The following is a 19,898-nucleotide window of genomic DNA, read 5'->3' as shown; positions in this document are numbered from 1 at the left end:
TCTTGATTGGCGATATCGCCTGGCTCGATACGACAGTGACGCCTTGAAACGGCCAGCTAGTATAGGCAGCCATCGAGGGTGACTGAAATATCCGGGAGATACAGATGCGACGTTGGAACGGCTGGGGTGATGACGCAACAGTGGTGGAACTGCCGGCCCATGGCGAGGCTTTTCTTGCCGAACTGGTCGGCTCGGGTCAGTTGCTGGCCGATGCCAGCCTGGAGCAGGTTCTGGCACAGGTGCCGGCCTCGCGTCTGCAGGCCCACCCGCTGATTTGCCTGAATGCCGAAGACCGCGTGCGTCACGCCCGCGGCCAGAGCCTGCCGGACTGGCTGGCGATGCGTTCCGGCGATTTTGGCGTGTTTCCCGATGGCGTGGCCTACCCGGAAAGCGCTGCGCAGATCCGCGAGTTGCTGGCCTGGGCCAGCCAGCATGACCTGATCGTCATTCCTTACGGCGGTGGCACCTCGGTGGCCGGTCATATCAACCCACAGGCCAGCAACAAACCGGTGCTGACCCTGTCGCTGGCGCGCATGAGCAAGCTAATCGAGATCGACCACGACAGCCTGATTGCCACCTTCGGCCCTGGCGCCAATGGTCCGCAAGTGGAAAGCCAGCTGCGCGCTCAGGGCTACACCTTGGGCCATTTCCCGCAGTCCTGGGAGCTTTCGACATTGGGTGGCTGGGTCGCCAGCCGTTCCAGCGGGCAGCAATCGCTGCGCTACGGACGTATCGAGCAGCTGTTTGCCGGCGGCAAGGTCGAGACCTTCGCTGGCACCCTGGAAATTCCGACCTTCCCGGCCTCTGCCGCGGGGCCAGACCTGCGCGAAATCCTCATGGGTTCGGAAGGGCGCTTCGGCATCATCTCCGAGGTCAAGGTACGCATCACCCGCCTGGCCGAGCAGGAAAATTTCTACGCGGTATTTTTGCCCAACTGGCAGCAGGCGCTGAGCGCCATTCGCAGCCTGGCCCAGGCGCGGGTGCCGTTGTCGATGCTGCGCCTGTCCAACGCCATTGAAACCAAAACCCAGCTGGCCCTGGCCGGCCATCCGCAGCAGATCGCCTGGCTGGAGAAATACCTGGCCCTGCGCGGCGCCCGCGAGGGCAAGTGCATGCTGACCTTCGGCGTTACCGGCAGCCGTACGCAGAATGCCGCCTCGCTGAAGCAGGCGAAGAAGTTGCTGAAGAGCTTTGGTGGCGTATTTACCGGCACCTTGCTGGGCAAGAAATGGGCAGAAAACCGCTTCCGTTTCCCCTACTTGCGCCACGGCCTGTGGGCCGCCGGCTACGCGGTGGATACCCTGGAAACCGCCACCGACTGGAGCAATGTCGATAACCTGCTGAACAAGGTCGAAACGAGCCTGCGCTCAGGCCTGAGTGAGGAGGGCGAGCAGGTGCATGTGTTTACCCACCTGTCCCACGTCTACAACGAAGGCTCGAGCATCTACACCACTTACGTGTTCCGCCCAGGTGCGAACTACGCCGAGGCCATGGCGCGCTGGCAGAAGCTCAAGCATGCCGCCAGCCTGACTATCGCCGAGAACCGCGGCACCATCAGTCATCAGCACGGTGTCGGCCGCGATCATGCGCCTTACCTGCCGGTGGAGAAGGGCGAGCTGGGTATGGCCACCCTCAAGGCGCTGGCTGGGCATTTCGACCCTGAGCAGCGCCTGGCTCCCGGCGTGTTGCTGCAGGATTGATGATGAGCCAGTGGAACGCCGCCTGGCGTGAACAGGCCTTGCCTGAGCTGGCTGCACGCGACTGGGACCTGATCGTCGTCGGCGGCGGCATCAGCGGTGCCGGAATTTTGCGTGAAGCGGCGCGGCGCGGTTGGAAATGCCTGCTGCTGGAGCAGCGCGACTTCGCCTGGGGCACGTCCAGTCGCTCCTCGAAGATGGTGCATGGCGGATTGCGCTATATCGCCAAGGGCCAGTTCGGCCTGACCCGCGATTCGGTGCGCGAGCGCGAGCGCTTGCTGCAGGAAGCGCCGGGGTTGGTCGACCCCTTGAGTTTTATCATGGCGCATTACCAGGGCGGCTTTCCCGGCCCGCGAGTGTTCGGCGGGCTGCTGGCGGTCTATGACGCCCTGGCCGGCAAGCGCAATCACCTGTACTACCCGTTGCAGCAACTGCTTTATCTGGCCCCAGGTCTGAAGGAAGACGGTCTGCTTGGTGGTACGCGCTTTTTCGATGCGGTCACCGATGATGCGCGCCTGGTACAGCGCGTGCTGGGTGAGGCCCGCGCCGAGGGCGGCGAAGCGCTCAACGGCATGCGCGTAGTCGAGTTGCGGCGCGAAGACGGGCGCGTTACTGGCCTGCTCGCCGAAGACAGCGAAAGCGGCCTGCAGTATCGCTTCAAGACCCGCGCGGTGGCGCAGGCCACAGGTGCTTGGGCCGATCAGCTGCGGCAGAAAACCGGGCTGGAGCATATCCGTCCGCTGCGCGGCAGCCACCTGCTGGTGCCGGCCTGGCGCCTTCCGGTGGCACATGCGTTTAGCTTTATGCATGCGGCGGACAAGCGTCCGGTGTTTGTCTTCCCCTGGGAAGGCGCGACCGTGATTGGCACCACCGACCTGGATCACCCGGCGCCATTAGCCGAAGAAGCGCGAATCAGCCCGGATGAAGTTGACTACCTGCTGGCCGCCTGTGGCCAGCAGTTTCCTGCTGCCGCGATCAACGCGGCGGATGTGCTGTCGACCTGGGCCGGAGTGCGCCCGGTGGTCACGGATGGCAGTGAAGGGCGCAAACCTTCGGATGAAAAACGCGAACATGCGCTGTGGGTTGAGCCCGGTTGCGTGACCCTGGCCGGCGGCAAGCTGACCACTTTCCGCCTGTTGGCGCTGGAAGTGCTGCAGGCTTGCGCGCCGATGGTTGGCCGTACGCTGGATGATCAGGGCGCGGCGACCTTTGCTGTCGTACCGCAGCAGCCGATGCCGCAGTTAAGCCCGGCTCAGCAGAAGCGCCTGATTGGTCGTTATGGTCGGGCGCTGCCGCGAGTACTGGCGTTGTTCGATGAGCTGGGTGTCGAGCAGGTTTCCGGCACGGACACGCTGTGGGCCGAACTGGCCTGGGCGGCCGAACAGGAGCTGGTGCTGCACCTGGATGACCTGCTGCTGCGCCGCACCCGTTTGGGCCTGTTGTTGGCGTGCGGCGCGGCGGCCGAACTGCCGCGTATCCGTGCGCTGTGTCAGGCCCGCCTGGGGTGGGATGACGCGCGCTGGCAAGAGGAAGAACAGGCGTATCGGCAACTTTGGCAGCGTTGCTACAGCCTGCCGGCGGAAGATGGATCACGAGTAAGGACGGCGTCTTGAGCGAGAAAAGTTATCTGCTGGCTATCGACAATGGCACCCAGAGCATTCGGGCGCTGTTGTTTGATCTTCAGGGCAATCTGCTCGCCAAGGGCAAGGTGGAACTTGAGGCTTACTACTCCAAGCAACCCGGCTGGGCCGAGCAGGATCCGGAATACTACTGGGCCAGCCTCGGTGAAGCCTGCGCACAGCTATGGCAGCAAGTGGATATCGACCGTAGCCTGATCAAGGGTGTGTCACTCACCACCCAGCGTGGCACCCTGATCAATGTTGACTCGCAAGGCCAACCGCTGAGACCCGCGATGCTATGGCTCGATCAGCGTCAGGCCAAGGTCGAAGGGCGGATCACCGGGCCTTGGGGGTGGCTGTTCAAGATCGCTGGGGTGCAAGCCACGGTGGATTACTTCCGCGCTCAGGCCGAGGTTAACTGGATCGCCCAGAACCAGCCGGACATCTGGGCCAAGACGCACAAGGTGCTGCTGCTTTCAGGGTTTCTTACTCACCGGCTGTGCGGCCAGTTTGTCGACTCGCTGACCAGTTGCGTGGCTTATCTGCCATTCGACTACAAACGCCTGCAGTGGGCCAAGCCCGGCGACTGGAAATGGCAGGCCATGCCGGTGCGTCGCGAGCAGTTACCGGAGCTGTGCAAGCCTGGCGAATTGCTCGGCCACATCACGGCGGCTGCCAGCCGACATACCGGGATTCCTGAAGGCCTGCCGCTGATTGCAGCGGGTGCCGACAAGGCCTGTGAGGTGCTTGGCGCGGGCGGCGTAGAGCCGACCATGGCGTGCTTGTCCTACGGCACCACGGCGACGATCAACACCACCCGCAGTAAGTACCTGGAAACCATCCCGCTGATCCCGCCATACCCGTCGGCGATTCCTGATCACTTCAACACCGAGGTGATGATTTATCGCGGTTTCTGGATGGTCAGTTGGTTCAAAAAAGAATTTGGTCTACGAGAAATGCAGCGGGCTAAGGAGCTGGGCGTAGAGCCCGAGGCGCTGTTCGATGAGCTGGTCAACAGCGTGCCGGCCGGCTCTATGGGCCTGATGCTGCAACCCTACTGGTCGCCGGGCATCCGCGAACCGGGGCTGGAGGCCAAAGGCTCGATCATCGGCTTTGGTGACGTGCACACCCGCGCGCACATCTACCGGGCGATTCTTGAAGGCCTGGCTTATGCCCTGCGCCAGGGCAAGGAGAAGATCGAGAAGCGTTCGGGCACGCGCATCACCCGCCTGCGCGTTTCTGGTGGTGGTTCACAGAGCGATGCGGCGATGCAGCTGACGGCCGATATCTTCGGCCTGCCTGCCGAGCGCCCGCATCTGTATGAAACCAGCGGCCTGGGCGCGGCGATCAATTGTGCGGTGGGGCTTGGTCTTTACCCGGATTACCCAACAGCCATTGCCGCGATGACCCGGGTGGGCCAGGTGTTCGAGCCTAATGCGGAGGCGCAGCGCACCTATCAGCAGCTGTACACTCAGGTTTATCAGCGCATGTACAAGCAGCTGAAGCCGCTGTATCAGACCATTCGCAAGATTACTGGGTATCCGGCGTAAAGCCGCTTAGCGGCGCACAGGTTCTGCTGCGCCGCTAAGCCATCTCTGCTGGTTATGCCACATCCACCAGGATGATTTCGCTGTCTTCGATGGCCGTCACCCGGATCACTTCTACATCGCTGACTGCCACACCATCACGAGCCTGGGCGCTAACGCCGTTGACCTCAATGCTGCCGCTGGCGGCCACCAGATAAGCCTTGCGAGAAGCACCAATCGGATACTCGGTGCTTTGGCCCGCTTGCAGGGTGGCTGCGGCCATCCGTGCATTGGTACGGATCGACAGGGCGTCCTGATCTTCAGCAAAGCCGCTGGCCAGGGTGACGAAGGTGCCCGCGCGCTCACCTTTGGGGAACGGCTTGGCGCCCCAGGACGGCGGTAGGCCCGACTGGTTGGGTTGAATCCAGATCTGGAAGATCTTGGTGGTGGTGTCTTCCAGGTTGTATTCGCTGTGGGCAATCCCGGTACCGGCGCTCATCACTTGCACATCACCGGCTTCGGTACGGCCATGGTTACCCAAGTTGTCCTTGTGGGTGATTGCCCCTTGGCGTACATAGGTGATGATTTCCATGTCGCGGTGTGGGTGGGTCGGGAAGCCGGTGTGCGGCGCGATTTCATCATCGTTCCAGACCCGCAGCGGCCCCCAGTTTATGCGCGCTGGGTCATAGTATTCGGCAAAGGAAAAATGATGGCGGGCATTCAGCCAACCGTGATGGGCACCGCCGAGCTCGGCGAAGGGGCGTACGTCGATCATCTGCATATCCTCATTTAAGGAGCACCGGCTTTCAGCGGCGGTGTTCATTGGCGATGTAAGGATGATCTAATAAATTAATGCGATTAAAAATGCGTAAATATTGAGCCTAATAATCTATTTAGTTGATGTTTATTTCGTCACTTGCCGGTTGGTGCAACCTCAAGCCCTGTCGCTCAATCTTTGTGTTGAAACGTGAAAGGATGCTGTGAATGCAAGAACGTAAAGCGCTGCTGATTCTGCATGGTAAGCAAGCTCTCAATGCAGAGGTGCGTGCTGCGGTGCAGGCGCGTCGTGAAGAGGGCTGGCACGTGGATGTGCGGGTCACCTGGGAGGGGGGCGATGCACAGCGTCTGGTCAATGAGGCATTGCAGGCGGGCTACCCAACCCTTATTGCCGGCGGTGGTGATGGCACTCTGCGTGACGTGGCTGAAGCTATGGCGTTGGCAAAAACCAAGGCCAGTCTGGCGCTGTTGCCGTTGGGTACAGCCAATGATTTTGCGCGTGCGGCCGGTATTCCGCTCGAGCCACTGGCTGCTTTGAGCTTGTTGGATATACCGGCGCAGCCGATCGATCTGGGCGAAGTGGATGGTCAGGTGTTCCTGAATATGGCCACGGGCGGTTTTGGCTCTAACGTCACCGCCAACACGTCGGAAGACCTCAAACGCATGCTCGGCGGTGCGGCTTATTTTTTGACGGGCTTGACCCGTTTTGCCGAAGTGCAATCGTCGTTTGGCCGCTTTACCGGACCGGATTTTCAGTGGGAAGGCGAGTTTCTCGCGCTCGGCATCGGCAATGGCCGACAGGCCGGCGGTGGGCATGTGCTATGCCCGCAGGCGCGAGTCAACGATGGTTTGTTGGATGTCTGCATCGTGCCGGCGGCAGCGGATGTGGTAGGCACCCTCGGTACGCTGCTGTCTGGCGGAATCAATGGCCTGCAGAGTGTAGCCCTCAGCGCACGGCTGCCTTGGCTGAAAGTCGAAGCCCCCGAAGGCCTGGATCTCAATCTGGATGGTGAGCCGATGGAAAGCCGCAAACTGCGGTTCGCGGCCAGGCCGAAGGCGTTACGTGTGCATTTGCCGGAAGACTCGCCGCTGCTGGTTGAATAAGTCGAGCGGCTTCTGCCGCCTGACTGGCCTAGTCGCCGCGCTTATCGCATGATGGCGCTGCGCCATCTGCCTTCAGATGCACGGCAGATGGCCGATACACCCGGGTATGGCTATTTGAGCTAGGCTAGATCGATAAGTGAACAGGAGCGCATGATGGCCGGCATTCTCGACTCAGTGAACCAACGCACCCAGCTGGTGGGTGAGAACCGCTTGGAAATTCTCATGTTCCGCCTGGCGGGTCGGCAGCTGTTTGCGATCAACGTCTTCAAGGTGCAGGAAGTCCTGCAAATGCCCAAGCTGACGCTGATGCCGCAGCGCCATCGTTTTGTCTGTGGGGTGGTCAACCTGCGTGGGCAGACGTTGCCAGTGATCGATCTGTCCCAGGCCATCGGCATGCGCCCGATTGTGCCGGATGAGCGCAGCACCATTATCGTCACTGAGTACAACCGCTCTGTGCAGGCTTTTCTGGTCGGTGGGGTTGAACGCATCCTCAACCTCAATTGGGAATCCATCTTGCCGCCACCCGGTGGCGCCGGGCGTCAGCATTACCTGACCGCCATCACCAAGGTTGAAGACCAGATCGTCGAAGTGATCGACGTGGAAAAAGTCTTGGCGGAAATCAGCCCGATGAGTACCAAGGTCTCTCCGGAAAAACTCGCCGATCCGTTGCTGGAGCATGCCAAAGGACGCGAAGTGCTGCTGGTGGATGACTCCAACGTGGCCATGAGTCAGCTCAAGGGCACCATGGCGCAATTGGATATCCGTTGCCATGCCGCCAGCGATGGCTTGCGTGCCCTTAACCTGCTGAAGAGCTGGGCTGATGCCGGCGTCGATGTGCATGAAAAGTTGTTGATGGTGATCACCGATGCGGAAATGCCGGAGATGGACGGCTACCGGCTGACCACCGAAATTCGCAACGACTCACGTCTCAAGGACTTGTACGTGGTGCTGCACACCTCGCTTTCAGGCAGTTTCAACGAGGCCATGGTTAAGAAGGTCGGCTGCGACAACTTCCTCTCCAAGTTTCAGCCGGACAAACTGGTGGATGTGGTGCACCAGCGTTTGGCCCTGCTGCACCCCGAGGAATAAGCCTGACGCGGGCGTCAGGCTGGCATGCACCTTCTGTTTATTCGCTTAGCCGCTGGCGCAGGTGTTCAATGCGCTCGCGGTTAACGTCGAAATCCGCGTAGCCCAGGCGCGATGCCGAGCGCACATCCACCCCGGCCGCGCCGATCATAAATTCCACATCATCGACAAAGCGCATCAGCCTGCTGCTGAATTCGGCGCGCAAATACCCCGGAGCCTCCTCCACCACGCTCACGCGTGGCTCTGCACTGAGTAACGCCTTGAGGCGTGCCTGGGTTTCTTCGGCGGTACCTCTCAGTGGCAGCGGTTCAATGGCGTGTCGCGCATCGCTGGCCTGGCTGTTTACGCAGTTCGGTGAGTCTGGGCAGGCGCTCAGTTGTCCATCATGGATGCCCAGGTTATCCGGCGCAGTACCGCTGCAAGCGCTTAGCAACACCAGTAGCGGCAGGGCTAAAGCGGGCTTGTAGGTACGTCGGGTTGCTCGTATAAGTGCGTTTTGCCAAACGGAAGCTGGACTCATGTTGCATCTCTCCGGGTTGTACCGTTATCCACTGAAGTCGGCGGCGGGCGAAGCCCTGCGCGAAACGATGCTGGACGCTTTGGGCGTGCAGGGTGATCGTCGCTGGATGGTAGTCGATGCTGAATCCGGGCGCTTCCTTACGCAACGCTTGCTGGCGCAGATGACTCAGTTGCAGGCGCGCTGGGTGGGCAGCACGCACCTGCAACTGAGTGCACCGGGCATTGCTGATCTGCAGGTAGCAGTGCCGGATGACAGTGCGCCGCTGCGCGGTGTGACCATCTGGCGCGACAGCCTGCAGGTGCCGGACGCCGGTGATCAGGCGGCGCATTGGCTTAGCCAATTGCTTGGCCGTGCCTGCCGTCTGGTTCAGGTCTCAGAATCGCTGGCGCGGCAGGTCGATACGGCGTATGCCGAGGCGGGCGACAAGGTGGCGTTTGCCGATGGCTTTCCTCTACTGCTGATCGGTCAGGCGTCGTTGGATGACCTCTCGGCGCGCGTCGGTCGACCGTTGCCGATGCTGCGTTTTCGCCCGAATCTGGTGGTCAGTGGCAGTGAGCCCTATGCCGAAGACAGTTGGAAGCGCATCCGTATTGGTGAGCTGGAGTTTCGGGTGGTCAAGGGCTGCTCGCGCTGCATCATGACCACCCTCGACCCGCAGACGGGCGAGCGCAGCGCCGATCGCGAACCGCTGGCTACCCTGAAAACCTACCGTGAGCGTGAAGGCGAGGTGTATTTCGGGCAGAACCTGATCGCCTGTGGCGAAGGGCAGCTACGTCTGGATATGCCGGTGCAGGTGCTGGAGTAAGCGGGAAATGCACGCTCAACCGTTGCAGTTGAGCGTGCCAATTTAGCCGTTACTGGTCGAAGTAACGCTCGTGCCATGCCACCAGTGGCTGCGGCGCGTTGAGCTTCTCGCCGTAGATCACCGAGTAGGACAGCACGTTCTGTACGTACTGGCGGGTTTCATCAAACGGGATGTTCTCGATCCACACGTCATACGACAGATGATCCGCGCCGCGCAGCCACTGGCGCACGCGCCCTGGGCCGGCGTTGTAGGCCGCAGAGGCGAGCACGCGGTTACCGTTGAACTGGCCGTATATCTGGCTCAGGTAGGCTGCACCCAGTTGGATATTGACTTCCGGACGGTAGGCCAGCTGTGGCGATGACAGCGGAATGCCAAAACGTTTGGCGGTTTCCTTGGCAGTGGCTGGCATCAGCTGCATCAAACCCATGGCGCCGACGTGGGATTTGGCATCGGCCATAAAGGCGCTTTCCTGGCGGGTGACGGCAAATACCCAGCTGGAATGGATGTCGCGGTTTTTCGCTTCACGCACCAAGTGTTCGCGGTGCGCCATGGGGAAGCGTACGTCCAAATCGTCCCAATACTGTGCCTGGCTGATGGTGCGGATGGCCGGGAAGTACCAGCCCATCTCATAGGCCAGGCGCGCCTGGGCAACCATCTCATCGCGGCTGAACAAGCGGCTGACGTTGTACCACTCGCGCCGGCCATCGGCGACCTGACCCCGGGCGTGGAACTCCAGGGCACGGCGAATCGCTGCCGAATTACGCACCTTCTGGATGGTCTGTGGGCTCAGGGCCAGTGGCTTATTGTTCAGTTGATAGGGCGCCTGCACCTGGTCGGCGGCCATAAAGCCGTAGAAGTCACGTTCCTTGGCCAGTGCCTGGTACAGCGCTTTCGGTTCTTGGCTGTTGGGCTGCGCCAGTTGCAGGCTGCGCGCCTGCCAGTAACGCCAGCGGTTGGTATTACCCAGTTCCGCAGGCATCCGGCGCGTCAGCTGGTTAGCCTCATCCCAACGGCCCAGGCGCAGCAGCAGGCGGGCGCGCCATTCGCTGACGGTGTTGTCCCGTAACTCGGGGTCGTACTTGGCCATGACCTGTAGAGCGCGGGAGTCGAAGCGCTTGGCCAGGGTCAGGCCGATTTCGCGGGCAATAGCCACCTGCTCGTCGCTGGAGAACTTCATCCGTTGGGCGTAGCCATCGAGCAGCTTGAGTGCGCTTTCCGGGTCCTGGCGGGCCAGGCGGCGCAGGCCGAGGCCAACTACATCGGCCATGGCCGGGTCGGTCTGGGTAAAACGCGAGGTCTGCTTCAGCAACTCAGGCTTCTGCACCACTTCTAGTAAGCGCTGGCCTTGGTTGCCCAAGGTTGGCATCGTCTTGATCAGGTGGGTGACCAGGCCGTAGTTACGTGCTTCGGCCGCCAGCTTGGCGCGCTGCCAACGCTTCTGTTCGGTGAGTTGGCCTTCTGCGGCCCACAGTGCGAACAACGGATCACAAGCATTGGGCTGTGATTTGCCGACCAGCCAGAGTTTCTCGGCGGTGGCGTTGCCTTCGGCGCGCATGCCGTGGCTCAGCTGGTACTGGCCATACAAACAGTCAAGCTCAGTGAAATTCAGCTTCGGGTCGTAGTAATTAATGAAGGTTTGCCACTCGCCACGTTCAGCCAGCCAGCGCAGCCAGCGCAGCTTCATCCAGCTGATTTGCGGCAGATCGCCGTGTTCGGCGAGGAATTTCTCAATTTCGTCATTGCTGGCCCACTTCAGCCGGGCGGTCAGCTCGTCATACGCCAGGTAAGGCTCCAGCGGATAATCACGTAGAGCACTGGCATAGCGCTGGTAAGGGCCTTTGTCGCCTTTGGCCAGTGCAGCTTTGGCTTGATCGTAATATTGACGTTGTTGCGTCAGGGTAGCGGCCTGCGCTGCAGAGACGCTCAAGGTGGAAACCAACAGGCAGGACAGCAAGCTGAACAGGGGACCGCGCATGACACTTCCAGGCAAATAGTGCGTATGGCCCTAGCTTAGTCGTTTGCCTATGGGCGGTGAAGGTGCAATGCGTTTCAACGCGTAATTGATCGCGCGCACCGCTGTTTTAGCCTGGGTAAGCGTGCTAGAGGGCTTGGCGCCAGGTGCGCCAGGAATCGCAGCGGAATTTACTGCGTGCACCGTTGAAATTGCCTGCTTGGTCGATGCGCTTCTCGGTTAGAATGCGCGCCCTGTTTTGTGGGTGCTTCCGGCAGCCATAGATGATTTTTTGGGTGTTTCAGGTTGCCGCTGTGCCCTGGATGCAACGAAGCCCGTTGCTCGGTTGCGGTTAAACCGGCTTTCACCCGTCGTTTTTTGTTGAGGCGTGCCATGACCCTGCTCAAGTTCACCGATATTTCCCTGGCTTACGGCGCAATGCCGCTCTTGGACAAGGTGTCTTGGCAGATCGCCCGTGGCGAGCGGGTGTGCATCATCGGCCGCAACGGCACCGGCAAGTCGAGCATGATGAAGCTGGTCAAGGGCGACCAGAAGGCGGATGACGGCGCTGTTTGGCGTGCTCCCGGGCTGAAAATTGGTGAGTTACCGCAGGAATTGCCTGTGGCTGACGATCGCACCGTATTTGATGTGGTCGCTCAGGGTCTGGACGGCGTGGGCGAGTTACTTGCGCAGTACCACCACCTGGCGCAGAACTGTGTCACTGAAGCTGATCTGGACAAGTTGATGCATGTGCAGCAAGACCTCGAAGCCCGTGACGGCTGGCGCTTGCAGCAACTGGTCGATAGCACCTTGAGCCGCTTGCAGCTGCCGGCTGACAAGACGCTGGCCGAGCTCTCTGGCGGCTGGCGTCGCCGCGTCCTGCTGGCTCAAGCGTTGGTTTCCGAGCCTGATCTGCTGCTGCTCGATGAGCCAACCAACCACCTGGATATCGGCGCGATTGCCTGGCTGGAAGAAGCCTTGGCGGATTTCCAGGGCGCAGTCCTGTTTATCACCCACGACCGTTCTTTCCTGCAGAACCTGGCCACACGCATCCTTGAATTGGACCGTGGCGGCCTGATCGATTGGAACGGCGACTACGCGAGCTTTCTGGTGCACAAGGAAGCCGCATTGGCCGCTGAAGAGACGGCCAACGCGCTGTTCGACAAGCGCCTGGCCCAGGAAGAGGTGTGGATTCGACAGGGTATTAAGGCTCGCCGCACCCGCAACGAAGGCCGTGTACGCGCCCTGAAAGCCTTGCGGGTTGAGCGCAGCGAACGCCGTGAGCGCACTGGCAAGGCCAATATCCAGCTGGAAACCGCCGAGAAATCCGGCAAGCAGGTGATGGTGCTGGAAAACGTCAGTTTTGCGCATCCAGGTGGGCCGTTCCTGATCAAGGACTTCTCCATGGTGCTGCAGCGCGGCGACCGCATTGGTCTGCTCGGCGCCAACGGCACCGGCAAAACCACCTTGCTCAAGCTGATGCTTGGCGGCTTGCAGCCCACCAGCGGTGAAGTGGCCGAAGGCACGCGCATTGATGTGGCTTATTTTGACCAATTGCGTCACCAGCTTGACCTGGAAAAGACCGTGATCGACAACGTCGCCGAAGGCCGCGACTTTATCGAGATCGACGGGCAGAACCGCCATGTCCTGAGCTACCTGGGCGACTTCTTGTTCAGCCCGCAGCGTGCGCGCACGCCGGTCAAAGCGTTGTCCGGTGGTGAGCGGGCACGTCTCTTGCTCGCCAAGCTGTTCAGCAAGCCGGCCAACTTGCTGGTGCTGGACGAACCGACCAACGACCTCGATGTGGAAACCCTGGAATTGCTTGAGGAAGTGTTGCTGACCTTCCCAGGCACCGTGCTGATGGTCAGTCACGACCGGGCATTTCTCGACAACGTGGTAACCAGCACCCTGGTGTTTGAGGGTGAAGGGCTGGTGCGCGAATACGTGGGGGGGTATCAGGATTGGCTGCGGCAGGGCGGTTCGCCGCGCTTGCTTGGCGTCGGAGAGAGCAAAGCCGGTAAGCCTGAACTAGCCTCAGCAGTGGTTCCGGCAACCGTTTCAGCGGAGCCTGTTGTGGCCGAGGTGAGCAAGAAAAAACTCAGCTACAAGCTGCAGCGCGAGCTCGAAGCCATCCCAGGGCAGATTGATCTGCTGGAAGGCCAGGTTGCCAGCTTGCAGGAGCAGATCGGCTCGCCGAGCTTCTATCAGCAGCCGGCAGAAAAAACCGCCGAAGTGTTGGCGAAGCTGCAGGCCGTGCAGCTGGAACTGGAGCAATTGGTCGAGCGTTGGGCTGAGCTGGAAGGCTAACCCACCGTATTAGGAAACGTGCTCAAACAGGATTTTGAGACTTCTGGCGGAGACAGTCATGGCCATCGAGTACCGCATCACTCTCGACGACAATCATCAGTTCAGCTACAGGATCGAGCCGAACCGAGTCTATGAAGTAGAGGTTGCGCAAAGCGCACCAGCCTGGACACGCCTGGAGTATCAGCAGTGCAGTAACTGCCCCTTGAGTAAGGATAACTTCAGTCACTGTCCTGCTGCTGTTGACCTGCATCGGGTTATCGAGGATTTCCAAGGGCTGCCGGCGTTCAAGAAAGTAGCGGTGTGGGTACGCACGCCCGAACGCGAGTACAACAAGCTGGTGGGGTTGGAAGAGGGCTTGCGTGCACTGCTCGGGGTGATCATGGCCACCAGTGCCTGTCCAGTGCTGGGTAAGCTCAAGCCCATGGCGCAACACCATCTGCCGTTTGCCAATAGCCAAGAGTTCATTTTGCGCACGGTATCGTTGTACCTGACGCAGCAGTATTTCAACCTGCGTGAAGGACGTGCTGCGGATTGGGAGTTGAAGGGGCTGGTGCGGATGTTCCAGCAGTTGCAGCTGGTGAATCAGGCGTTCTGGCAGCGTATTCATGCCACCTGCGAGGGTGATTCCAACCTCAAGGCGTTCCTCACCTTCTTCTCCATGGCTTCGAGCATGACCTATTCGCTGGAAACCCAGCTGCAGAAGATTCGCCCTTTGGTCATGAGCTCACCCGATAGCGGTGAATAACGCAGCCGCGTTATTCACCCATCGCTCGCTTTATTCGGCTTTTTTCAGGCGTACGGCCAGTACATCGCAGGGTGCGCCGTGCAGTACGTCATTGGCCGTCGAGCCCAGTAGCAACGCCAGACCATGACGGCCGTGGCTGCCGACAACGATCAGGTCGCATTGCTGTTCTTCCGCCAGGCGATGAATTTCCTGACGCGGTTGGCCGTAGGCCAGATGGCGATGCTCGGCGCTCAGGTCGGGGTACTTGCCGGAAAATTTGTCCAGGCGCTCGCGGGCCTGGTCGAACTGTTGCTGTTGCAGCATCGACAGGTCCATTGGTACATCGCCACCAAAGGCCATGGCCATGGGTTCGACGATATGCACCACAGACAACTTGGCCCCGCTGCTGGCGGCTAGTTTCTGCGCGCGGTGCATCACCGGGTCGCATTCCTCGGTAAGGTCGACGGCGACCAGAATGTGCTGGTAGGGCATGGGGTAACTCTCCTTGCAAGTGGTTCAATGGTTTTAGTATGGCCGTCCTGAGCGCTGATGACAGGCTTTTGCCGGTGAGATAACGATATGAGTCCCTGGTTTCTGCTTTTGCTCCTGGCTTTTTTGCTCAGCCCGCTGGCCTGGCTGGTGCCCTCGCGCCATCAGCGTGGGCAGATGGATGTGCGTCTGCAGGCGCGGCGTATGGGCGTGGCAATGCAGTTGTCGCGTCAGGAATGGCCGCATTGGCTGTTGCGGCAGCCGCCGCACGCCTGCCCGCAATACCACCGGGCGCGCAAGCGCGGCCAAGTTGATAGTTGGTGCTTCTGGCAGATGGAGCCGGGGCAGTGGGTGAATAAATGGCGCGAACCTTGTGCCGATCAAGCCCTGCTGGCGCAATTGCAGACCTTACCGGCGGATGCGTTCAAGGTTGAGGCGACCGATCAGATGCTGTCGGTCTGCTGGGGAGAGCGGGGTGCTGGCGAGGCGCTGGAGGCAATTGTCGCGTTTCTCCAGGCCAAAGCCTGAATAAAAGAAGGCCCAGTGCGAACACTGGGCCGGAGTACGGCCAGGCAGGCCGGTAAAACGAATGCGGATGGCGGCGGTCGTGATTAGAGGTTGGCGGCCGCGTACTGGCCGGAAATCTGCTCAATGCCTTGAATGATGGTGTTGGAGTACTTGTTAACCAGAAACGGCACGCTGTTCTCGTTATAGTTGATCAGCGACTTTTCAATATAGCGCCATTTCGTGGCCACACTTTCCCAAGATTGCTTGAGCTGCGGTGTGTTCTTCGGGTCCTTCTCTAGCGCCGCCATCTTGCTGGCGAACTCACTGACCAGCTCCTCAATCGGTCGTGCATCGCCGCCGCCCATAAACGTAGCGCCCACGGAGGCGCTGCGTGAGGCGTAATCCACTGCAATGCCCTGCATCAGAATGCTCTGCTCACGGCTGCGTTGCGTCAGTGTCGGCACGCTGTAGCTGCCTTCCTGCTGGATCTTGGTGTACAGCTCTTGGCTGAGAGCCATCAGTTGCTGGTTGCGACCCGCCAGGTCAGCCACCGGCTGCAGGTCGGTATAGCCTTGGCTTTTCAGTGCGTTGATCAGGTTATTGAGATCAATTTGGTAACCCTTCCACTGCTGGTCGAGCTGCGAGCGCAGTGCTTTTGAGCCTTCACCGGGCATGTCGACCAGCGCCGTCATCTGGTTGTTCACTTCGCTCAGCGAGTCGTTGATCATGCGTGCGTAGCGTTGATCGCCTTCCATGCCGTTAAACATGTAAAAGTCACCAAGCGATTTTTGCGCAGCCAGGCGTATCTGGTGCAATTTCAGCAAGCTGGTGGCGGCATCTGCAGCATGGGTTGCGGCGCTGAAAAGGTGGAGGGTGATTGCGAGCAGGGTGCTCAAAGCAATGGCAAGCATGCGGCTCGACATGGGGAAACTCCGTGCGCCCTTGATTGGGCTCTAATTGTTTTTGTTTTGGCTACGGGCGGTCTAAAACGGCCGTATTGAGACGACTGTACCTGCAGCTAAATCATTTTGCTAGGTATGCGCTGGATCACACTTCTGTTCGCATAGTTGGAGAACTGCCGGCATATCGCTGCGGATAGCGGCGTTTTCGCTGCAGAGTAATCTGTGCGTCGGCAGATGCTGGAACGTAATTTTTTGTACGCCCAAGCAGTCACTACAGGCCAATTGACAAGTAGGGGCTTTTCCTTGAAGGTGTGCACACCCAAATCAAACGGGCGTATGAATTGAGCGTTTGCCTTCAAAGGCACCGCCTTTACAGCCCGATTATCGCGTCGGTGGGTGTGCCAGGCTGATTGGGGCTACTCTGAGACGGCTATGCCGTGGAGTAGCTTGCTGGTTGGCTCCGATGTGTACTGTTCAGCTTCCATACCGTGGAGATCAGTTGATGATTTACGAAGGTAAAGCCATCACGGTTAAGGCTCTTGAGAGTGGCATCGTCGAATTGAATTTCGACCTCAAGGGTGAATCCGTCAACAAATTCAACCGTCTTACCCTCAATGAACTGCGTCAATCCGTTGATGCTATCAAGGCCGATGGTTCGATCAAGGGCGTGATTGTCACCAGTGGCAAAGACGTATTTATCGTCGGCGCCGACATCACCGAGTTCGTCGACAACTTCAAGTTGCCGGATGAAGAGCTGGTGGCTGGCAACCTCGAAGCCAACAAGATCTTCAGTGATTTTGAAGACCTCAATGTTCCGACTGTTGTCGCGATCAACGGCATCGCCCTGGGCGGTGGTTTTGAGATGTGCCTGGCGGCGGATTACCGCGTCATGGCCGAAAGCGCCAAAGTTGGCCTGCCGGAAGTCAAGCTGGGCATTTACCCAGGCTTCGGCGGCACCGTGCGTCTGCCACGCGTTATCGGTACCGATAACGCCGTTGAGTGGATTGCCGGTGGTAAAGAAAACAAAGCTGCTGACGCTCTGAAAATGGGCGCGGTGGATGCTGTGGTTGCCGCTGACAAGCTGCAAGCTGCTGCCCTGGACCTGATCAAGCGCGCCATCTCTGGCGAGCTGGACTACAAGGCCAAGCGTCAGCCGAAGCTGGAAAAGCTCAAGCTCAACGCGATTGAGCAGATGATGTGCTTTGAAACCGCCAAAGGTTTCGTTGCAGGTCAGGCTGGCCCGAACTACCCAGCGCCGGTTGAAGCGATCAAAACCATTCAGAAAGCCGCCAACTTCGGTCGCGACAAAGCGCTGGAAGTGGAAGCTGCTGGCTTCGTCAAACTGGCTAAAACCCCGGTTGCTGCCAGCCTGATCGGCCTGTTCCTGAACGATCAGGACCTGAAGAAGAAAGCCAAGCAGTACGACGAAATCGCCAAAGACGTGAAACTGGCTGCCGTACTCGGCGCTGGCATCATGGGTGGCGGTATCGCCTACCAGTCCGCTTCCAAGGGCACCCCGATCCTGATGAAGGATATCCGTGAAGAGGGTATCCAGATGGGTCTGGCCGAGGCTTCCAAGCTGCTCGGCGGTCGCGTTGCCAAAGGTCGTATGACTCCGGCGAAGATGGCTGAAGCCCTTACCGCTATTCGTCCGACCATGTCCTACGGCGACTTCGGCGCTGTCGATATCGTTGTCGAAGCCGTGGTTGAAAACCCGAAGGTCAAGCAGATCGTGCTGGCTGAAGTGGAAGGCGTGGTTAAAGAAGACGCAATCCTCGCTTCTAACACCTCGACCATCTCCATCAACTTGCTGGCCAAGGCCCTCAAGCGTCCGGAAAATTTCGTCGGCATGCACTTCTTCAACCCTGTGCATATGATGCCGCTGGTTGAAGTAATTCGTGGCGAGAAGTCCAGCGACGTAGCCGTAGCGACCACTGTTGCTTACGCCAAGAAAATGGGCAAGACCCCGGTTGTGGTCAACGACTGCCCAGGCTTCCTGGTTAACCGCGTGCTGTTCCCGTACTTCGGTGGCTTCTCCAAGCTGCTCGGTTTCGGCGTGGACTTCGTGCGTATCGACAAAGTCATGGAGAAGTTCGGCTGGCCAATGGGCCCGGCGTACCTGTCCGACGTAGTCGGTATCGACACCGGTCACCACGGCCGTGACGTAATGGCTGAAGGCTTCCCGGATCGCATGGCTGTTGAAGGTCGCACTGCGGTTGACGTGATGTATGAAGCAGATCGCCTGGGCCAGAAGAACGGCAAAGGTTTCTACGCCTACGAAATGGATAAGCGCGGTAAGCCGAAGAAGGTTTCTGATCCGGTTGCCTACGACCTGCTGAAGTCCATCGTGACCGAGCAGCGTGAAGTGACTGATGAAGACATCATCAACTTCATGATGATTCCTCTGTGCATGGAAACCGTGCGTTGCCTGGAAGACGGCATCGTTGATACCGCAGCTGAGGCCGATATGGGTCTGATCTACGGCATCGGCTTCCCTCCGTTCCGCGGTGGTGCACTGCGTTACATCGATACCGTCGGTGTAGCCGAGTTCGTTGCCCTGGCCGACAAATACGCCGAGCTGGGCGCGCTGTACACCCCGACTGCCAAGCTTCGCGAAATGGCCGCTAACGGCCAGAAGTTTTTCGGTTAATCGCGGACAGACTAGAGCGAGAGTGAATTTATGAGCCTGAATCCTAGAGATGCAGTCATCGTCGACTTCGGTCGTACCCCGATGGGTCGTTCCAAGGGCGGCATGCATCGCAACACCCGTGCCGAAACCATGTCGGCCAACCTGATCAGCGGCGTGCTGGCACGTAACACCAAGCTGGATCCAGCTGAAGTGGAAGACGTGATCTGGGGCTGCGTTAACCAGACCCTGGAGCAGGGCTGGAACATCGCGCGCATGGCATCGCTGATGACCCAGATCCCGCACACAGCTGCTGGCCAGACTGTAAGCCGCCTGTGCGGTTCGTCCATGAGCGCTCTGCACACTGCTGTGCAGGCTATCCAGACCGGTAACGGTGACGTGTTCGTCATCGGCGGTGTGGAGCACATGGGCCACGTTGGCATGATGCACGGCGTCGATCCAAACCCGCACCTGTCGCTGTACGCAGCCAAGGCCTCGGGCATGATGGGTCTGACCGCTGAAATGCTCGGCAAGATGCATGGCATTAGCCGTGAGCAGCAGGACGCATTCGGTGAGCGTTCGCATCGTCTGGCCCACAAAGCTACCGTCGAAGGCAAGTTCAAGGATGAAATCATCCCGATGCAAGGCTACGACGAGAACGGTTTCCTGAAGGTGTTCGACTACGACGAAACCATTCGTCCGGAAACCACCTTGGCAAGCCTGGCTGCGCTGAAGCCTGCGTTCAACCCGAAAGGCGGCACCGTGACTGCAGGTACGTCCTCGCAGATCACTGACGGCGCTTCCTGCATGATCGTCATGAGCGCCCAGCGCGCGCAAGACCTCGGCATTCAGCCAATGGCAGTGGTTCGCGCCATGGCTGTGGCCGGTGTTGATCCAGCGATCATGGGTTATGGTCCGGTACCGTCGACTCAGAAAGCCCTCAAGCGTGCTGGTCTGACCATCAATGACATCGACTTCTTCGAGCTCAACGAAGCCTTCGCTGCCCAGGCCCTGCCTGTGCTGAAGGACCTGAAAGTGCTCGATAAGATGGAAGAGAAGGTCAACCTGCACGGCGGCGCGATCGCCCTGGGTCACCCGTTCGGTTGTTCCGGTGCGCGTATCTCCGGTACCCTGCTGAACGTGATGAAGCAGAATGGCGGCACCTTCGGTGTGTCCACCATGTGCGTAGGTCTCGGCCAAGGCATCACCACCGTCTTCGAACGCCTCTAAGCTTCACCGGTGTAAGAGATGGTAAAAA

16 protein-coding genes are annotated in these 19,898 nt (G+C 59.6%); 11 read left to right on the top strand and 5 right to left on the bottom strand.

The genetic code is table 11. The annotated features are described in order from the left end of the window. Positions 1-104: 104 nt before the first annotated feature. Genes HCI85_RS01295 through HCI85_RS01285 form a run of 3 tightly spaced genes read left to right on the top strand, consistent with a single transcriptional unit; the run spans position 105 to position 4,866 of the window. Positions 105-1,700: an FAD-binding oxidoreductase gene (locus HCI85_RS01295; protein WP_167141247.1), complete on the top strand. Its 1,596-nt coding sequence runs from the start codon at positions 105-107 to the stop codon at positions 1,698-1,700. Then, on the top strand, positions 1,700-3,310 hold the full coding sequence (locus tag HCI85_RS01290; RefSeq protein WP_446730767.1) for an FAD-dependent oxidoreductase: 1,611 nt from the start codon (positions 1,700-1,702) through the stop codon (positions 3,308-3,310). Before HCI85_RS01295 ends, HCI85_RS01290 begins: the two co-directional genes overlap by 1 nt. Then, positions 3,307-4,866: an FGGY-family carbohydrate kinase gene (locus tag HCI85_RS01285; RefSeq protein WP_167141243.1), complete on the top strand. Its 1,560-nt coding sequence runs from the start codon at positions 3,307-3,309 to the stop codon at positions 4,864-4,866. Before HCI85_RS01290 ends, HCI85_RS01285 begins: the two co-directional genes overlap by 4 nt. Before the next feature lie 52 nt (positions 4,867-4,918). Here the strand turns inward: HCI85_RS01285 and HCI85_RS01280 are convergent, their stop codons facing one another. Further along, a complete protein-coding gene (locus HCI85_RS01280; protein WP_167141241.1) occupies positions 4,919-5,617 on the bottom strand; it encodes a pirin family protein in 699 nt (232 codons plus the stop codon). Positions 5,618-5,826: 209 nt separating this feature from the next. Between HCI85_RS01280 and yegS the strand changes: the two genes are divergently transcribed. Further along, positions 5,827-6,723: a lipid kinase YegS gene (gene yegS / locus HCI85_RS01275; RefSeq protein WP_167141239.1), complete on the top strand. Its 897-nt coding sequence runs from the start codon at positions 5,827-5,829 to the stop codon at positions 6,721-6,723. A gap of 153 nt (positions 6,724-6,876) precedes the next feature. Next, positions 6,877-7,812 (top strand): chemotaxis protein CheV, encoded by a 936-nt coding sequence (locus tag HCI85_RS01270; protein ID WP_090248080.1) that lies wholly within the window; start codon positions 6,877-6,879, stop codon positions 7,810-7,812. Between the two features lie 37 nt (positions 7,813-7,849). On the opposite strand, the gene HCI85_RS01265 is transcribed toward HCI85_RS01270, so the two are convergent. After that, a complete protein-coding gene (locus HCI85_RS01265; protein WP_167141237.1) occupies positions 7,850-8,329 on the bottom strand; it encodes a DUF1499 domain-containing protein in 480 nt (159 codons plus the stop codon). Between HCI85_RS01265 and HCI85_RS01260 the strand changes: the two genes are divergently transcribed. After that, complete coding sequence (locus tag HCI85_RS01260) at positions 8,328-9,134, top strand: MOSC domain-containing protein (RefSeq protein ID WP_167141235.1); 807 nt, start codon at positions 8,328-8,330, stop codon at positions 9,132-9,134. The two genes, HCI85_RS01265 and HCI85_RS01260, sit on opposite strands and share 2 nt — an antisense overlap. A 49-nt stretch (positions 9,135-9,183) precedes the next feature. On the opposite strand, the gene HCI85_RS01255 is transcribed toward HCI85_RS01260, so the two are convergent. Further along, a complete protein-coding gene (locus HCI85_RS01255) occupies positions 9,184-11,109 on the bottom strand; it encodes a transglycosylase SLT domain-containing protein (protein WP_167141233.1) in 1,926 nt (641 codons plus the stop codon). A 369-nt stretch (positions 11,110-11,478) separates the two neighbouring features. On the opposite strand from HCI85_RS01255, the gene HCI85_RS01250 reads away from it, so the two are divergent. Both HCI85_RS01250 and HCI85_RS01245 read left to right on the top strand, forming a co-directional pair. After that, positions 11,479-13,392, top strand: a complete 1,914-nt coding sequence (locus HCI85_RS01250; RefSeq protein ID WP_167141230.1) for an ATP-binding cassette domain-containing protein — start codon at positions 11,479-11,481, stop codon at positions 13,390-13,392. A gap of 58 nt (positions 13,393-13,450) precedes the next feature. After that, complete coding sequence (locus HCI85_RS01245) at positions 13,451-14,137, top strand: DUF6901 family protein (RefSeq protein WP_167141229.1); 687 nt, start codon at positions 13,451-13,453, stop codon at positions 14,135-14,137. Positions 14,138-14,167: 30 nt separating this feature from the next. On the opposite strand, the gene HCI85_RS01240 is transcribed toward HCI85_RS01245, so the two are convergent. Further along, entirely contained in the window at positions 14,168-14,608 is a 441-nt protein-coding gene (locus HCI85_RS01240; RefSeq protein WP_167141227.1) for a universal stress protein, read from the bottom strand. An 87-nt stretch (positions 14,609-14,695) separates the two neighbouring features. Here HCI85_RS01240 and HCI85_RS01235 point away from each other — a divergent pair, with 87 nt between their 5' ends. Continuing rightward, entirely contained in the window at positions 14,696-15,133 is a 438-nt protein-coding gene (locus HCI85_RS01235) for a hypothetical protein (protein WP_167141223.1), read from the top strand. A gap of 83 nt (positions 15,134-15,216) precedes the next feature. Here HCI85_RS01235 and HCI85_RS01230 read toward each other — a convergent pair whose 3' ends face one another. Continuing rightward, positions 15,217-16,035, bottom strand: coding sequence for a hypothetical protein (locus HCI85_RS01230; RefSeq protein ID WP_167141222.1), 819 nt, complete (start codon positions 16,033-16,035; stop codon positions 15,217-15,219). A gap of 481 nt (positions 16,036-16,516) precedes the next feature. Here HCI85_RS01230 and fadB point away from each other — a divergent pair, with 481 nt between their 5' ends. After that, entirely contained in the window at positions 16,517-18,664 is a 2,148-nt protein-coding gene (gene fadB / locus HCI85_RS01225) for a fatty acid oxidation complex subunit alpha FadB (RefSeq protein WP_090248067.1), read from the top strand. 30 nt (positions 18,665-18,694) lie between these two features. After that, positions 18,695-19,870: an acetyl-CoA C-acyltransferase FadA gene (gene fadA, locus HCI85_RS01220; RefSeq protein WP_090248066.1), complete on the top strand. Its 1,176-nt coding sequence runs from the start codon at positions 18,695-18,697 to the stop codon at positions 19,868-19,870. Positions 19,871-19,898: the final 28 nt, after the last annotated feature.

This window comes from Pseudomonas sp. OTU750018, from assembly GCF_011636575.1.
Taxonomy (GTDB): domain Bacteria; phylum Pseudomonadota; class Gammaproteobacteria; order Pseudomonadales; family Pseudomonadaceae; genus Aquipseudomonas; species Aquipseudomonas peli.
Note: the sequence above shows the minus strand (reverse complement) of the source record. Positions and strands in the feature narration are given on the sequence as shown.

Coding starts and splice junctions, on each gene's coding strand:
- HCI85_RS01295 (WP_167141247.1), top strand. CDS start 105: ATGCGACGTTGGAACGGCTGGGGTGATGACGCAACAGTGGTGGAACTG.
- HCI85_RS01290 (WP_446730767.1), top strand. CDS start 1,700: ATGATGAGCCAGTGGAACGCCGCCTGGCGTGAACAGGCCTTGCCTGAG.
- HCI85_RS01280 (WP_167141241.1), bottom strand. CDS start 5,617: ATGATCGACGTACGCCCCTTCGCCGAGCTCGGCGGTGCCCATCACGGT.
- yegS (WP_167141239.1), top strand. CDS start 5,827: ATGCAAGAACGTAAAGCGCTGCTGATTCTGCATGGTAAGCAAGCTCTC.
- HCI85_RS01270 (WP_090248080.1), top strand. CDS start 6,877: ATGGCCGGCATTCTCGACTCAGTGAACCAACGCACCCAGCTGGTGGGT.
- HCI85_RS01260 (WP_167141235.1), top strand. CDS start 8,328: ATGTTGCATCTCTCCGGGTTGTACCGTTATCCACTGAAGTCGGCGGCG.
- HCI85_RS01265 (WP_167141237.1), bottom strand. CDS start 8,329: ATGAGTCCAGCTTCCGTTTGGCAAAACGCACTTATACGAGCAACCCGA.
- HCI85_RS01255 (WP_167141233.1), bottom strand. CDS start 11,109: ATGCGCGGTCCCCTGTTCAGCTTGCTGTCCTGCCTGTTGGTTTCCACC.
- HCI85_RS01250 (WP_167141230.1), top strand. CDS start 11,479: ATGACCCTGCTCAAGTTCACCGATATTTCCCTGGCTTACGGCGCAATG.
- HCI85_RS01245 (WP_167141229.1), top strand. CDS start 13,451: ATGGCCATCGAGTACCGCATCACTCTCGACGACAATCATCAGTTCAGC.
- HCI85_RS01240 (WP_167141227.1), bottom strand. CDS start 14,608: ATGCCCTACCAGCACATTCTGGTCGCCGTCGACCTTACCGAGGAATGC.
- HCI85_RS01235 (WP_167141223.1), top strand. CDS start 14,696: ATGAGTCCCTGGTTTCTGCTTTTGCTCCTGGCTTTTTTGCTCAGCCCG.
- HCI85_RS01230 (WP_167141222.1), bottom strand. CDS start 16,035: ATGTCGAGCCGCATGCTTGCCATTGCTTTGAGCACCCTGCTCGCAATC.
- fadB (WP_090248067.1), top strand. CDS start 16,517: ATGATTTACGAAGGTAAAGCCATCACGGTTAAGGCTCTTGAGAGTGGC.
- fadA (WP_090248066.1), top strand. CDS start 18,695: ATGAGCCTGAATCCTAGAGATGCAGTCATCGTCGACTTCGGTCGTACC.